Genomic DNA, 15238 nt, shown 5'->3' on the forward strand with positions numbered 1-15238 from the left:
CTATTCCGCGGCTTCGGCGTAGGCTTCGACCGGCGGACAGGTGCAGACCAGGTTCCGGTCGCCATAGACGTTGTCCACCCGCCCGACTGGCGGCCAGTACTTGTCCACCCGGAACGACCCCGGCGGGAAGCAGCCCGTCTCGCGGCTGTATTTCCGGTCCCAGTCGCCGACCAGTGCCGCCACGGTGTGCGGCGCGTGGCGGAGAGGCGAGTCCTCGGCTGCGATCTCTCCGCGTTCGACTGCCCGGATCTCCTCGCGGATCGACAGGAGTGCCGTGACGAAGCGGTCGATCTCGGCCTTGGTCTCGGATTCGGTCGGTTCCACCATCAGCGTCCCCGCCACGGGCCAGGACATGGTCGGCGCGTGGAACCCGTTGTCGATCAGACGCTTGGCTATGTCGTCCACCGTCACGCCCGCCTCGGCGAACGGGCGGGTGTCGAGGATGCATTCATGCGCCACGCGGCCCTTGTTGCCCATGAACAGGATCGGGTAGTGCCCTGACAGCCGCGCCGCGATGTAATTGGCGTTCAGGATCGCCACGCGGGTCGCCTGGGTCAGCCCCGGCCCGCCCATCATCAGGCAGTAGGCCCAGGAGATCAGGAGGATCGAGGCCGACCCGTAGGGCGCGGCGCTGACGGCGCCCTGGTCGGTGCTTTTCAGGCCGCCGCCTTCGGGATTGTCCGTCTCGGGATGGCCAGGAAGATGGGGTGCCAGATGTGCCTTGACGCCAATCGGCCCCATGCCGGGCCCCCCGCCGCCATGCGGGATGGCGAAGGTCTTGTGCAGGTTCAGGTGGCTGACATCGCCGCCGATCTCGCCGGGTTTCACCAGCCCGACAAGCGCATTCATGTTCGCCCCGTCGATATAGACCTGCCCGCCGTGGTCATGGGTGATCCGGCAGATCTCGCGCACCGTTTCCTCGAACACGCCATGGGTAGAGGGGTAGGTGATCATGCAGGCCGCCAGCCTGTCGCCCGCCGCCTCGGCCTTGGCCCGGAAGTCCTCGACATCCACGTCGCCGTTCGGCGCGGATTTCACGACGACGACCTCCATTCCCGCCATCTGCGCCGAGGCCGGGTTGGTGCCATGCGCCGAGGTCGGGATCAGACAGACCTTGCGCTGAGCGTCGCCCCGCGCCCGGTGATAGGCGAGGATGGTCAGAAGCCCCGCATATTCCCCCTGCGCGCCCGAGTTCGGCTGCATCGAGAAGGCGTCATAGCCCGTGATCTCGCACAGCTTCCGGCTGAGGTCATCGATCGCCTCGTGATACCCCGCCGCCTGGTCGCGCGGGACAAAGGGGTGCAGGGACGAAAATTCCGGCCAGGTGATCGGCATCATCTCGGCCGCCGCGTTAAGCTTCATCGTGCAGGAGCCGAGCGGGATCATCGCCCGGTCGAGCGCCAGATCGCGGTCGGACAGCCGGCGCATGTAACGCATCATTTCCGACTCGGCCCGGTTCATGTGGAAGACCGGATGGGTCAGATAGTCCGACGTGCGCAGCATTTCTTCCGGGAAGCCCAGGGTGGCGCGGTGCGGCGGCACGCCGTCGATCCCGAAGGCGCGCAGGACCTTGACCAGCACCCTTTCGTCGGTGGTTTCATCCAGGCTGATGCCCACCCGGTCGTTGCCGATCTTGCGGAAGTTCAGCCCCTCGTTGCGGGCGGCCGCAAGGATGCCGGCCTGACCGACGCCGACCTCGATGGTGATCGTGTCGAAAAAGGCCTTCGGGTCAACCTTCGCCCCCGCTGCCTTCAGCGCACGGGCAAGCCGCTGGGTCAGGAAGTGCACCCGTTCCGCAATCGCGCGCAGGCCCTTCGGCCCGTGGAAAACCGCATACATCGAGGCCATGACGGCCAGAAGCGCCTGCGCCGTGCAGACGTTCGAGGTGGCCTTCTCGCGCCGGATGTGCTGCTCGCGGGTTTGCAGGGACAGCCGGTAGGCCTTGTTCCCCTGCGCGTCGATCGACACCCCGACGATCCGCCCCGGCATCTGGCGCTTGTGGGCATCCTTCACCGCCATGAAGGCCGCATGCGGCCCGCCATAGCCCATCGGCACGCCAAAGCGCTGCGCGCTGCCGATGGCGATGTCCGCCCCCATCGCACCCGGTTCCTTCAGCATGCACAGCGCGAGAAGGTCCGTCGCCATGATCGCAATGGCCCCGGCCGCATGCAGGCTGGCAATGCGCTGGGTGAAGTCGGTTACATGGCCGTAGCTGGAGGGATACTGGAAAATCGCGCCGAAGACCTGCTCCGGATCGAGCTTGCGGACATCGTCCTCGATGATCTCGATCCCAAGGGGAAGCGCCCGGGTCTTGATGACGGCGATGGTCTGGGGATGGCAGAAGCGGTCGACGAAAAAGGCTTTCGCCTTCGATTTCGCCACCCGCTCGGCCATCGTCATGGCTTCCGCCGCCGCCGTCGCCTCGTCCAGCAGGCTGGCGTTCGCCACGTCCAGGCCGGTCAGGTCACAGACCATGGTCTGGAAGTTCAGGAGAGCCTCGAGCCGGCCCTGCGCGATCTCGGGCTGATAGGGCGTGTAGGCCGTGTACCAGGCCGGGTTCTCCAGGATGTTCCGCTGGATCGCCGGTGGCGTCACGGTGCCGTAGTAGCCCTGGCCGATCAGCGAGGTCATCACGCGGTTCTTCGCCGCAACCTCCTTCATCCGGGCCAGCAGCTCATGCTCGGCAAGCGGAGCCCAGCTCAGCGGCTGGGATTGCCGGATCGACGGCGGCACGGTCTGGTCGATGAGTTCGTCCAGGGTTCGGACACCGACGGCGGCCAGCATCTCCTCCATCTCGGCCGGCGAGGGACCGATGTGGCGGCGGTTGGCGAAGTCATAGGGATTGTAGTCTGTGGGCGTGAAGGTCATGGCGCTGGCCTCTGGCATGGGGCGGACAAATTCCTTCGAAGGAATTTGCAAAACTTTTCGAAAAGTTTTGCCCGGCGCGAGGTCCACACCGGGCGCGGGGCAGGTCAGCCGATCAGGTCCTGATACTCGTCCTCGTCCATGAACTGGTCGAGAACCGACAGGTCGTCCACCCGCATCTTGAAGAACCAGGCGGCACCCGTCGGGTCCTCGTTCACCAGGCCGGGGTTGTCCACCAGCTTCTGGTTCACGGCGACGATCTCGCCGTCGATGGGGGCAAGGATGTCGCTTGCGGCCTTGACGCTTTCGATCACGCAGACTTCGTCGCCCTCGGCCACCTGCGTCTCGGGTTCGGGCAATTCCACGAAGACCACGTCACCCAGCTGGGTCGCGGCATGTTCGGTGATGCCGACGACCACGAGGTCACCCTCGACGCGCAGCCATTCATGTTCCTTGGTGTATTTCATCGGTCTGTCCTCAGCGCTTGTAGGTTGTCGGTTGGAACGGCATCCCGGTCACGGTCACGGGCAGGCGCTTGCCGCGCACCTCGCCCATGAGTTCGGTGCCGATGCTAGCATGGGTGCAGGAAACATAGCCCATGGCAACCGGGGCATTCACTGAAGGTCCGAACCCGCCGGAGGTCACTTTTCCGACAGGCGTGCCATCCGCGGCGAAAAGCTCCACGCCCTCGCGCATCGGAGCGCGGCCTTCGGGCCTCAGGCCAACCCGGAGCCGCGCCGGCCCCTCGGCCAGTTCCCGCAGGATCCGCTGCGCACCTGGGAAACCGCCCTCGCGCGCACCTCCCGCACGGCGGGCCTTCTGGATCGCCCAGGTCAGGTTGGCCTCGACCGGGCTGGTCGCGGTGTCGATGTCATGGCCGTAGAGGCAAAGCCCCGCCTCAAGCCGCAGGCTGTCGCGCGCGCCAAGGCCGATCGGGGCCACTCCGGGCTGGGCCAGCAGCCGTCGCGCGAAGGCCTCCGCCTGCGCCTCGGGGACCGAGACCTCGAAACCGTCCTCGCCGGTATAACCCGACCGGCTGACCCAGATCTCGCCGATCACCCGGTGGTCCATGAAGCGCATCGCGGCGACGCCGGGGACGAGCGCCTCCAGCGCCGCCTCGGCCCCCGGGCCCTGGAGCGCAAGGAGCGCCCGGTCGGTCACCGGTTCCACCGTGACCCCCGGCATCATCGCCGTCATGTGGGCAATGTCCGCCGCCTTGCAGGCCGCGTTGACCACGACATACAGGTGATCCCCGCGGTTGGTGAACATCAGGTCGTCGAGGATCCCGCCCGCGTGATTGGTGAAGAGGCCATACCGCTGCCGCCCTTCGGCGAGACCAAGGACGTCGACCGGCATCAGCGCCTCGAAGGCAAGCTTCAGCTCGTCCATCGTCCCCTTCGGCCGCAGGATGACCTGGCCCATGTGGCTGACATCGAACAGACCCGCCGCAGTGCGCGTGTGCAGATGTTCCTTCAGCACCCCCTCGGGGTACTGAACCGGCATCCGGTAGCCCGCAAAGGGCACCATCTTGCCACCCAATTCTTCATGAAGGGCCTCCAGCCCCAGGTGAAGAAGCTCCTGCTCTTCCAGGTCGGCCATGGCCGCCCCTCCCATGTCTGGCCGGAGAAACGCACCGGCACCGTCAGGCGGGCCAATCCCCACCCCTCGATGCCCCCTCTGTCCCTGCACCCCAAGGTGCGCCTGAGATCGTTATCCCTTCGGCGTCCCGGCCCTGACCGGGAACTCTCCAGAGTCTGACGTCAGCTACGGTCCCTTGCGCCTGAGAGTTTACCGGGGCGGTTGCTCCTTCGGCACCGACGGCCCTGTTGAGCCCGACGGATTCTCCCGAACCTGACAGCGTCTGATTAGCCCATCGCCCCGCGGGCGGGCAAGCGAAAAACGGGATACGACGGTATGCCGCGCGGTCCCCGAAGGTGGCGGTCAGGACGCCAGCAGCACCCGCGTCTCGTAGTCCTTCAGCGTCATCCGCGCGGCCTGGCAGGATCCGGCCCCTTCGCTCTCAGGGCACGATCGCAGCATTTGTGCACACTGCGCATCGGGGATGCCCGCAATCCCATGCCGGCTCCGCTGATGACTTTCCAGCCAGAGCCCCTGCGTCCGCACGATCTGATGGCGATCAAACATGATCTGCACATAGGTCAACGCCTGCATCCGCTGTCTGACGTTGCGCCATCCGAGGAGCTGGATGGCGGGAACCAGCACCTCTTCGGCGCCGAAAAGCAGCTCGCAGACGGCGCCACCGAACAGGACCCGGTGCTGCGGCGAGACGCGGATCGCACGTTCCGGCAGACCGGGACCAAGGGCGCCGGGCGGGATTTCGACCGGTTGCAGGCCGGGATCGGCCAGAACCTCGGCCAGCCCGACCGCACGCCGGGCGATCCGGCGGACAGGCTGCGGCCCATCGTCCAGCGTCAGGACCGGATCGCCGGGGCGCAGGCTTGCGACCGGGCGCGGCCCCTCGGGCGTCTCGATCAGGGTGCCGGCGGAAAAGCAGGGAATGAGGTGCTCGATCTCGGCAAGGCTCATCGCGCCGGGGACCGCACCTGACCGGTCATGGAAGGTGACAAGGCCGGTGTTCCGGTCCCCGCCGATGCAGTTCACCCGGCCCCCGGACCAGTCGTTTCCCGAGAGATCCAGCCGACCGTGGTCGCCGCGACCGCTGCCGCCGTCTGCACTGTCGCCCCCGGAGACGTCTCCGTCCCCCACAACGAAGACGTCACGACGCTCGCCCGCGAACGGCTTCTCGGTTCCGGCGGCGCAAGGGATGACGTGGTCGCGATCCCCACCTTCGGTCGGGTCGCCCGGCGCCGTGCATTGGCGCGAAGCGTTGCTGACCAGTTCGGGTAGCCCGTGGCCGGTCTTTGCCATCGATACCTCCTCGTCCGTTGCGGGATCGGTTTAGCATCAAGCCGTTGACCGGAACTTAACACGAACGTCCGCGCAGCGATGTGCCGTTCAGACGCGCCTCTCGCCGGGGCCGGCCATCGGCTCCGTCTCGGGCGGGGCGCCGGAGCGACCGGGCCCGGGCCGCACCGCTGGCGACTGGATCGCCAGCAGAGCCAGCCAGGCCGCGGCCAGCCCGAAGATCACCCCGCCGATGGCCTGCCCGACCAGCACCCCCTGCGCCCCCCAGTGGCCACCGAGCCACAGGGCCAGCGGGACTGTTCCCAGGGTGTGCCGGCCCCAGTTCACCACCGTGGACCAGAAAGGGCGCCCGAGGTTGTTGCAGACCGCATTGCCGACGAAGATCATCCCGTTGAAGAACCACAGCAACGCCAAGGGCCCGCAGAACAGGTAGACCAGGTCCCGTGTCAGCCCCCCGGCGCGGAACGCATCCGCGATCGGAGCCCGCAGCGCGAATAGCAGGGCCGAGACCACCAGGATCACCAGAGCGGTGAACACCAGCCCGTCCAGGAAGGCCCGACGCACCCGGTCCATCCGGCCGGCCCCGAAGTTCTGCCCGATGATCGGCCCGATGGCACCGGAGAGCGCGAAGATCACCCCGAAGGCGACGGGTGTCAGGCGACCCGCGATCGCCATGCCCGCCACCGCCGCCTCGCCATAGGCGCTGGTGGCGCGGGTGACGAAGGCCTGGCCCACGGGGGTTGCCACCTGGGTCAGGATCGCGGGCACCGCGATGGCCCAGACCGGCCCCATGTCGGCCACCACCTGGCCCGGCGTCGGTCGGTCGAACCCGCCGTATTTCGCCGTGATCGGCCTCAGCGCCATCACCGCGATCACTACCCGCGCGGCCACGCTGGCCAGCGCGGCCCCGGTCAGCTCCCACCCCAGGCCGAAGATCAGGATCGGGTCCAGCACCGCCGTCGCCACCGCCCCCCAGACCGTGGCCATCATCGCCGCCCGCGCATCGCCATGGCTGCGCAGGATCGCCCCGCCCACCATGCCCACCATCAAGAGGGGCTGCGAAGGCACCACGATGGCCAGGAAATGCACGGCGAGGTCATGCGTCTCGCCCGTGGCACCCAGCAGCGTCACCAGCGGCGAGAGCGCCAGCCAGACCACCGCGGCAAAGAGCGACCCGAAGACGAAGCCCAGCACCAGCCCGGTGGTGGCCTTTTCCCGAGCCAGAGCCGGATCTCGCGCGCCCAGCGCCCGCGCGACGAGGGCGCCCACGGCGATCGACATGCCGATGCCGAAACTCGTGGTGAAGAACAGGATCGCCCCGGCATAGCCGATCGCCGCCGCCAGTTCCTCGCGCCCCAGAAGGGCGATGTAGAACATGTTGATCAGGTCGACGACGAAGACCGCCATCAGTCCGACGGACGAGGTGAGCGCCATGACCGACACATGCCGGAACAGGTTTCCCTCGACGAATTTCGCCTGCTCGCCCGGTCCAGCCATGATCAACCCCCAAGCCGACCGAGAAGCCTAGGTCAAGCCATTCATCCGTCCAGAAATATCCTCGAGGTAGCTCATTGTTTTCGCCATTGGTTCAAGAAACCAATGTGCTGGAGGGGCGACGCGCCCCCGGGGCCAGCCTAGGGCTCAGACGCTCGGCACCTTGCGCAGAAGCGGCATCACGTCGGCCATCTCCGGCCCCGCATCGCGCCCCGTGAGCGCCCGGCGCAGGGGGCGGAAGAGGTCCTTGCCCTTGCGCCCCGTCGCCTCCTTCACCGCCTGGGTCCACTCGCCCCAGGTGGCCTGCGTCCAGGGCTTCGGCGGCAGCATCGTCAGGGCCTGCCGGACAAAGTCGCGGTCGGCCTCCTCCACCACCGGCTCGGCCCCGTCGCGAAACAGCGTCCACCAGTCGGCCAGATCGGCCAGCACCGTGATGTTGCCCTTGGCCACCGCCCAGAAGGCCTCGGCCTCGGCCTCGGGCACGCCCAGCGCCGCGATCCGGTCCTTGACGGCCGCGAAGGGCAGCGACTGGACATGGTGGCGGGTCAGCGGGAACAGGTCCTCGGCGTCGAACTTGGTCGGCGCGGTCCCGAAGGAGCCCACGTCGAACCCGGCGATCAGCTCCTCCATGCTGGAGGCCAGTTCCACCGGCTTCGACGACCCCAGCCGCGCCATCAGCGACAGAAGCGCCATCGGCTCCACCCCCCGCGCCCGCAGGTCGCGCAACGACAGAACCCCCAGCCGCTTCGACAGTTCCTCGCCCTGCGGCCCGGTCAGTAGGGAATGGTGTGCGAAGGTCGGGGGCGTGCCGCCCAGGGCCTTCATGATCTGGATCTGCGTCGCCGTGTTCGTCACATGGTCCGCGCCGCGCACGATGTGGGTCACGCCCATGTCCACGTCGTCCACCGACGAGGCGAAGGTATAGAGCACCTGCCCGTCCGCCTTGATCAGCACCGGGTCCGAAACCGAGGCCGCATCAATGGAAATCGGCCCGATGATCCCGTCGGTCCATTCGATCCGCTCCTGGTCAAGCTTGAAGCGCCAGTAGCCCTGCCGCCCCTCGGCGCGGTAGGCCTCCTTCTGCGCTTCCGTCAGCGACAGCGCCGCGCGATCATAGACCGGGGGCTTGCCCATGTTCAGCTGCTTCTTCCGCTTGAGGTCCAGTTCCACCGGCGTCTCGAAACATTCGTAGAACCGGCCCGCGGCCTTCAGCTGCTCGGCGGCCTCGGCATAGCGGGCAAGCCGCTTCGACTGCTGCTCGACCCGGTCGTAGGTGATCCCCAGCCAGGCAAGGTCCTCCTTCAGGCCGTCGATGTACTCCTGCTTCGACCGCTCCTGGTCGGTGTCGTCCAGCCGCAGGATGAAGGTGCCGCCGTTCTGTCGCGCGATGAGGTAGTTCATCAGCGCGGTGCGCAGGTTGCCGACATGGATCCAGCCGGTGGGCGAGGGGGCAAAGCGGGTGGTGACGATCATCGAGGCGGCTCCTTGAACCGCCCTTCCCTGTCACAAGCCCCCGGATTTGTCCAGTTGACCCACCACACCGACGCGGTCCGCGGCAGCGCCGCCGTCGGGGGCTCGATGCCCCCCGGCAGCGGCTCTCCCTTCGCCGGTCGCACATTCCGGTTGACAGGGCCCGCCTTTTATTTAACAAAGCAAGTATCAACGGGGCCGCACCTATGCCGCACATCCAGATCGACTACTCCCCGAACCTGGAAGACCGCCTCGACATCGCGGGCCTCTGCCGGACCTTGCGCGATGCCGCCGCCGCGACGGGGATCCTGCCGCTCGCCGGGATCCGGGTCCGCGCCACGGCCTGCACCCATGTCGTGATCGCCGACGGCAACCCGGACCACGCCTTCCTCGACATCTCGCTCCGGCTGCGCGGCGGGCGCAGCGCCGAGGACAAGGCCCGCGCCACGGCCCGGATATTCGCAGCCGCCGAAACCTTCTGCGCCGAGGTCCTAGCCACCTCCTCCTTCATGCTGTCCTTCGAGATGCGCGACATCGACCCCGCACTTTCGCCCAAGACCTCCTCCATCCGCCGCTACCTGCCGGGAGAAACCCAGTGACCGACCTAGCCACCCATCAGGCGAAACTTGCCGGCCACCTCGCGCGCTTCCGCGCGGGAGGCATCCTGAACCTGATCGACGGGCAGGACGTGGCGGGGCAGGACTGGTTCGAGACCCGCTCTCCGGTTGACGAAAGCCTGATCGCCCGCGTGGCGCTGGGCACGGCCGAGACGGTGGACCGCGCGGCGCAGGCGGCAACGGCGGCCTTCCAGGCCTGGGCGTCCCTGCCGGGGACCGCGCGCAAGGCCATCCTGCACCGCATCGCCGATGGCATCGAGGCCCGCGCCGAGGAAATCGCGCTCTGCGAATGCTGGGACACCGGGCAGGCCTGGCGCTTCATGTCCAAGGCCGCCCTGCGCGGGGCCGAGAATTTCCGCTTCTTCGCCGACCTCGCCCCCGGAGCGCGGGACGGGAAAAGCCTGCCCACGCCCGACCACCTGAACGTCAACTCGCGCCATCCGATCGGCCCGGTGGGGGTCATCACCCCGTGGAACACGCCCTTCATGCTGTCCACCTGGAAGATCGCCCCGGCGCTGGCCGCCGGCTGCACGGTCGTCCACAAGCCGGCCGAGTTCTCGCCGCTGACCGCGCGGCTCCTGGCCGAGATCTGCCACGAGGCCGGCCTGCCCCCCGGCGTCCTGAACCTGGTCAACGGCATGGGCGAAGGCGCGGGCCGGGCGCTGACCGAACACCCGGACATCCGCGCCATCGCCTTCGTCGGCGAAAGCCGCACCGGCAGCGCGATCATGCGCCAGGGGGCCGAGACGCTGAAGCGGGTCCATTTCGAGCTTGGTGGCAAGAACCCGGTCATCGTGTTCGACGATGCCGATCTCGACCGGGCACTCGATGCGGCGATCTTCATGATCTATTCGCTGAACGGCGAACGCTGCACCTCCTCCAGCCGGCTTCTGGTGCAGGACTCGATCGCCGACAGCTTCCACGCCCGGCTGGTGGAGCGGGTGAACCGCATCCGCGTCGGCCACCCGCTGGACCCGGCGACCGAGGTCGGGCCGCTGATCCACGAGACCCATTTCGACAAGGTCGCGTCCTATGTGGCGCTCGGCCAGGCCGAGGGCGCGACGCTCGCCGCAGGCGGCACGCGCGTCGGCGAGACCGGCTGGTTCCTCCGCCCGACCCTCTTCACCGAGGCCCGCCCCGACATGCGCATCGCCCAGGAAGAGGTGTTCGGCCCCTTCCTGACCTCGATCCGCTTCAAGGACGAGGCAGAGGCGCTGTCCATCGCCAACGGGGTTGCCTATGGCCTGACGGGCTATGTCTGGACCAACGACCTGACCCGCGCTCTCCGCTTCAGCGACCGGCTGGAAGCCGGGATGATCTGGGTGAACTCGGAAAACGTGCGCCACCTGCCGACCCCCTTCGGCGGGGTCAAGGCCAGCGGCATCGGCCGCGATGGCGGAGACTGGTCGTTCGAATTCTACATGGAACAGAAGAACGTGGCCTTCGCGCTGGGATCGCACAAGATCCCGCGTCTCGGCGTCTGAGGAGGAGGACCGATGCCCATTCCCGCCCCGAACCTGACCCCGCCCTTCAACATCGTCCGGCTCAGCCATGTCGAGCTGCGCGTCAGCGACCTGGCCTGGAGCCGCGCCTATTATGTCGATACGCTGGGCCTTCAGGTCACGCACGAAGACCCCGACGCGCTTTACCTGCGCGGGATGGAGGAGCGCGGGCATCACTCGATGATCCTGCGCCGGGCGGCGGAGCCTTCGGTGGGCACCCTCGGCTTCAAGGTCTGGTCGGAAGAGGACCTGGACCGCGCCGCGCACTGGTTCGCGGGCCGGGGCCTGCCGGTCGCCTGGACCGAACGCCCCTTCATGGGGCGGGTGCTGGCCACGCGCGACCCCTGGGGCGTGCCGCTGGAGTTCTATGCGAAGATGGACCGTCTGCCCCCGATCCATCAGCAATATCGGCTTTATCGAGGGGTCAAGCCGCTCAGGATCGACCATTTCAACCTGTTCTCATCGAATGTCGATCAGGCGGTGGCCTTCTACGGCGACATGGGCTTCCGCGTCACCGAATACACCGCCGACGAGGAGACGGGCCGCACCTGGGCCGCGTGGATGCACCGCAAGGGCGGGGTGCATGACATCGCCTTCACCAACGGCACCGGGCCGCGGCTGCACCACACCGCCTTCTGGGTGCCGACGCCCCTGAACATCATCGACCTTCTCGACCTGATGTCCACCACCGGCTACCTTGCCCATATCGAACGCGGGCCCGGCCGCCACGGCATCTCGAACGCCTTCTTCCTGTACATTCGCGACAAGGACGGGCACCGGACGGAACTCTACTGCTCGGACTACCAGACCTGCGACCCGGATCTGGAACCGATCAAGTGGGACCTGAAGGATCCGCAGCGCCAGACGCTCTGGGGCGCCCCGGCGCCGCGCTCCTGGTTCGAGCTGGGCTCCGCCTTCGACGGCGCGGCGCTGACTGACAGCGACCTGAAGGCCACCCCGATCATCGCGCCATGACCGGCAATCTCGTCACCTTCACCGCAGGCGGGCGGCAGCTCTGGGGCGCGACCGCGCCGGGCGGGGTGGTCGCCCTGTCGGACGACTTCCCCCAGTGGCATACCTTGCGCAACGTGATCGAGGCCGGGGCCATCGACCGGGTGCTAAGGGCCGCCGCGGGCCGCCCCGCCAGCCATGCCGAGGGCAGCTTCTCCTGGGACATCCCGCTGCCCGACCCGGAAAAGATCATCTGCGTCGGCGTCAACTTCCCCGACCGCAACGCAGAATACCGAGACGGGCAGGAGGCGCCGCCCTTCATGTCGCTCTTCCCCCGCTTTGCCCGCAGCTTCACCGGGCATGGCTCCCCCGTCATCCGCCCGCCGGAAAGCGTTCAGCTCGACTACGAGGGCGAGATCGCCGTGGTCATCGGCACGGCAGGCCGCCGCATCCCCGAAGAGCGGGCGCTGGACCACATCGCCGCGCTGACGCTCTGCAACGAAGGCACGATCCGCGACTGGGTGCGCCATGCCAAGTTCAACGTGACGCAGGGCAAGAACTGGGACCGCTCCGGCGCGATGGGGCCCTGGCTCGTTCCGTTCCGCGACCCGGCCCAGATCCTCGACATCGCGCTGGAGACCCGGGTGAACGGCGCGCTGCGCCAGCAGGATCGCACCGGGCGGATGCTCTTCCCGGTGGCGCGGCAGATCGCCTATATCTCGACCTTCACCACGCTGGTGCCGGGTGACATCATCGTCACCGGCACCCCCACCGGCGCCGGCGCGCGGCTGGAGCCTCCGGTCTGGCTGAAGCCGGGCGACGTGGTCGAGGTCAGCACCGACGGGATCGGCACCCTGCGGAACGGAGTGGCCGACGAATGACCGGGGCCGAGATCGAAGCCGCTGCCGAGATGCTGTTCCAGGCCGAACGGACCGGCCGGCAATGCGGGCTCCTGTCGCTCCTGCATCCGGGAATGACGCTGGACGAGGCCTATGCCGTGCAGGCGGCGCTGGTCGCGCGCAAGCGCGCGGCGGGGGCGCGGGTCATCGGCTGGAAGATCGGCCTGACCAGCCGCGCCATGCAGCAGGCGCTGGGGATCGACACGCCCGACAGCGGCGTCCTTCTGGACGACATGCTGTTTGCCCATGGCGCGACCGTGCCGAGGGGTCGCTTCATCCAGCCCAGGGTGGAGGCCGAGATCGCCTTCGCCACCCGCGCCCCCCTGCACGGGCCGGAGGTGACACGCGACGAGGTGCTGGCCGCGACCGACTGGGTGGCCCCCGCGCTCGAGATCCTCGACACCCGCATCCTGCGCTCCGATCCTGCGACGGGCCGGGCGCGGATCATCACCGACACGGTCAGCGACAATGCCGCCAATGCCGGGATCGTGCTGGGCCCCGAGCGCCATGCCGCCGATGCCTTCGACCTGCGCCGGGTCGGGGCCATCGTCATCCGCGACGGGGTGGTCGAGGAAACCGGCCTCGGCGCGGGCGTGCTGAACGATCCGGTGACCGGGATCCTGTGGCTGGTCCATCGCCTGGCCCGCTATGGCCAGGGGATCGAGGCGGGACAGATCCTGCTTTCCGGGTCCTTCATCCGGCCCGTCGAGGCCCCGCCCGGCAGCCGGTTCCACGCCGATTTCGGCCCCTTCGGTGCGGTCGGGCTGGCCTTCGGCTGAGGCGCCGCCCAAGCCCCGCCGCTGCCGCGGCAAAATGCGTTGCCCGCCCCTTCAACCCCACGGAATTCCTTCCTATCTCTGACGGATGACGAATCCCGCACCCGACAGCATCGCCCCCTCGCTCGCCTTCATCGAACAGCTGGCGCACGAGGCGGTCTCCACCCTGCCCGAACCCTTCCGCGAACCCGCGACCCATGTCCGCCTGCGGGTCGAGGAGTTTCCCGACGACACCATGCTGGAGGAGCTGGACATCGAGGATGCCTTCGACCTGACCGGCCTCTACGACGGCATCCCGCTGACCGAGAAATCCACCGCCGAGCAGGTGACGCGCCCCGATGTCATCTGGCTGTTCCGCCGCCCGATCCTCGACGAATGGGCCGAACGCGGCGATGTCTCGATCCAGGATCTGGTCGGGCATGTCGTGGTGCACGAACTGGCGCATCATTTCGGCTGGACCGACGACCAGATCGCCGCCATCGACCGCTGGTGGGAATAGGCGGGTTCCCGGCGCTTTCGCACAGGGCTTGTGCGTTCCCGCCGGGCCGATGACGGCCCTGTGACCGGCCTTTCCCCCGGTCCGGCCTATCCTTCGCGCATCGGAAAAACGGAGGACACCATGACCGACCTAGCCGCGGGCCGCACCATCGGCCTGTCCCGCCGTCAGGCCCTGTTCGCCGGAGCCGCCCTGCCGCTTGCCGCCGCCCTTCCCCTGCCCGCCGCCGCGCAGGAGACGATGCAGGGCTCGGGCTTCGCGCCCTGGAACCGCTTCAAGCTGGGCGCCTTCGAGGTCACGACCCTGCTTGCCGGCACCCGCGCCGGCGACAAGCCGCAGGAAACCTTCGGCACCAATGCCAGCCCCGAGGACTTCGCCGCGCTTTCGGCAGCGAACTTCATCCCCGCCGACCGCACGCAGAACTTCTTCACGCCCACCGTGGTGAACACCGGGTCCGAGATCGTGCTCTTCGACACCGGCCTCGCCGCCGAAGGCACGCTGGCCGCGCTGACCGCCGCCGGGATGACGCCGGACATGGTGGATGTCGTCGTGCTGACCCACATGCACGGCGACCATATCGGCGGGCTGATGGGCGCAGACGGCACCACGCCCACCTTCGCCAACGCGCGCTATGTCACCGGCGCCGCCGAGCACAACCACTGGTCCGCCGCCGGCAACGAGGGCTTCGACAAGATGGTCAAGCCGCTCAACGACCGGATGACCTTCCTCGACAACAACGGCAACGTGGCCTCGGGCATCACCGGGATCGACGCCTTCGGCCACACGCCAGGCCACATGGCCTATCAGGTCGAATCCGAAGGGCAGCGCCTGATGATCACCGCCGACACCGCCAACCATTACGTCTGGTCGCTCCAGCGCCCCGACTGGGAAGTGCGCTTCGATGCCGACAAGGCGCAGGCGGCCGCCACGCGCAAGCAGGTGTTCGGAATGATCGCCGCCGACCGCATCCCCTTCATCGGCTATCACATGCCCTTCCCCGGCGTGGGCTATGTCGAGGCGATGGGCGAGGGCTTCCGCTATGTGCCCGCCAGCTACCAGCTGATGCTGAACGGCTGAGCCCTGGCGCAAAATCCTTCGAAGGATTTTGCGAAAGTTTTCGAAAACTTTTGCCCCCGGCCGCGATGGCCGGGGGCAGTTCCATTTCGGCGCGAAGGGTTTATGATAGCGGTAACACGAACAGGTGCCGCATGACCCAAGCTCCGATCCTGACCCTGACGCTGAACCCCGCGCTCGACATGGCGACCGAGGTGCACGAGCTGAT

At 67.9% G+C, this 15238-nt stretch carries 13 protein-coding genes and 1 riboswitch; of the genes, 7 read left to right on the forward strand and 6 right to left on the reverse strand.

Annotated elements, in window-relative coordinates; all coding sequences use genetic code 11:
* From gcvP to gltX, 6 genes are all read right to left on the reverse strand, one after another.
* Positions 1–2868: an aminomethyl-transferring glycine dehydrogenase gene (gcvP, locus tag ACK4IU_RS09110; RefSeq protein WP_409734021.1), complete on the reverse strand. Its 2868-nt coding sequence runs from the start codon at positions 2866–2868 to the stop codon at positions 1–3.
* A gap of 104 nt (positions 2869–2972) precedes the next feature.
* Positions 2973–3332, reverse strand: coding sequence for a glycine cleavage system protein GcvH (gene gcvH, locus ACK4IU_RS09115; RefSeq protein ID WP_409734024.1), 360 nt, complete (start codon positions 3330–3332; stop codon positions 2973–2975).
* 10 nt (positions 3333–3342) lie between these two features.
* Positions 3343–4464: a glycine cleavage system aminomethyltransferase GcvT gene (gene gcvT, locus ACK4IU_RS09120; protein WP_409734027.1), complete on the reverse strand. Its 1122-nt coding sequence runs from the start codon at positions 4462–4464 to the stop codon at positions 3343–3345.
* A 158-nt stretch (positions 4465–4622) separates the two neighbouring features.
* Positions 4623–4723: riboswitch (glycine riboswitch) on the reverse strand.
* An 83-nt stretch (positions 4724–4806) separates the two neighbouring features.
* Positions 4807–5754 carry a Hint domain-containing protein gene (locus ACK4IU_RS09125; RefSeq protein WP_409734030.1) on the reverse strand — a complete coding sequence of 316 codons (948 nt, stop codon included), beginning with the start codon at positions 5752–5754 and terminating at the stop codon, positions 4807–4809.
* Between the two features lie 87 nt (positions 5755–5841).
* Entirely contained in the window at positions 5842–7248 is a 1407-nt protein-coding gene (locus ACK4IU_RS09130; RefSeq protein ID WP_409734033.1) for an MATE family efflux transporter, read from the reverse strand.
* Positions 7249–7392: 144 nt separating this feature from the next.
* A complete protein-coding gene (gene gltX / locus ACK4IU_RS09135; protein ID WP_409734036.1) occupies positions 7393–8718 on the reverse strand; it encodes a glutamate--tRNA ligase in 1326 nt (441 codons plus the stop codon).
* 203 nt (positions 8719–8921) lie between these two features.
* On the opposite strand from gltX, the gene ACK4IU_RS09140 reads away from it, so the two are divergent.
* The 7 genes from ACK4IU_RS09140 to ACK4IU_RS09170 all read left to right on the forward strand — a co-directional run bounded on the left by ACK4IU_RS09140 (position 8922) and on the right by ACK4IU_RS09170 (position 15033).
* Complete coding sequence (locus ACK4IU_RS09140) at positions 8922–9314, forward strand: 5-carboxymethyl-2-hydroxymuconate isomerase (RefSeq protein WP_409734039.1); 393 nt, start codon at positions 8922–8924, stop codon at positions 9312–9314.
* The gene (hpaE, locus tag ACK4IU_RS09145; protein WP_409734042.1) at positions 9311–10816 is read left to right on the forward strand and encodes a 5-carboxymethyl-2-hydroxymuconate semialdehyde dehydrogenase; all 1506 of its coding nucleotides are present in this window, start codon (positions 9311–9313) and stop codon (positions 10814–10816) included. Before ACK4IU_RS09140 ends, hpaE begins: the two co-directional genes overlap by 4 nt.
* 12 nt (positions 10817–10828) lie before the next feature.
* Positions 10829–11809, forward strand: a complete 981-nt coding sequence (gene hpaD / locus ACK4IU_RS09150; protein WP_409734045.1) for a 3,4-dihydroxyphenylacetate 2,3-dioxygenase — start codon at positions 10829–10831, stop codon at positions 11807–11809.
* The gene (locus ACK4IU_RS09155) at positions 11806–12666 is read left to right on the forward strand and encodes a fumarylacetoacetate hydrolase family protein (RefSeq protein ID WP_409734048.1); all 861 of its coding nucleotides are present in this window, start codon (positions 11806–11808) and stop codon (positions 12664–12666) included. Before hpaD ends, ACK4IU_RS09155 begins: the two co-directional genes overlap by 4 nt.
* Positions 12663–13463, forward strand: a complete 801-nt coding sequence (gene hpaH / locus ACK4IU_RS09160) for a 2-oxo-hept-4-ene-1,7-dioate hydratase (protein WP_409734051.1) — start codon at positions 12663–12665, stop codon at positions 13461–13463. The genes ACK4IU_RS09155 and hpaH overlap by 4 nt, the downstream gene beginning before the upstream one ends.
* Positions 13464–13548: 85 nt before the next feature.
* On the forward strand, positions 13549–13959 hold the full coding sequence (locus ACK4IU_RS09165; RefSeq protein WP_149588658.1) for a metallopeptidase family protein: 411 nt from the start codon (positions 13549–13551) through the stop codon (positions 13957–13959).
* A gap of 120 nt (positions 13960–14079) precedes the next feature.
* Entirely contained in the window at positions 14080–15033 is a 954-nt protein-coding gene (locus ACK4IU_RS09170; protein WP_409734053.1) for an MBL fold metallo-hydrolase, read from the forward strand.
* Positions 15034–15238: the final 205 nt, after the last annotated feature.

Origin of the sequence: Tabrizicola flagellatus, from assembly GCF_046295235.1 — a bacterium.
GTDB lineage: Bacteria > Pseudomonadota > Alphaproteobacteria > Rhodobacterales > Rhodobacteraceae > Tabrizicola > Tabrizicola flagellata_A.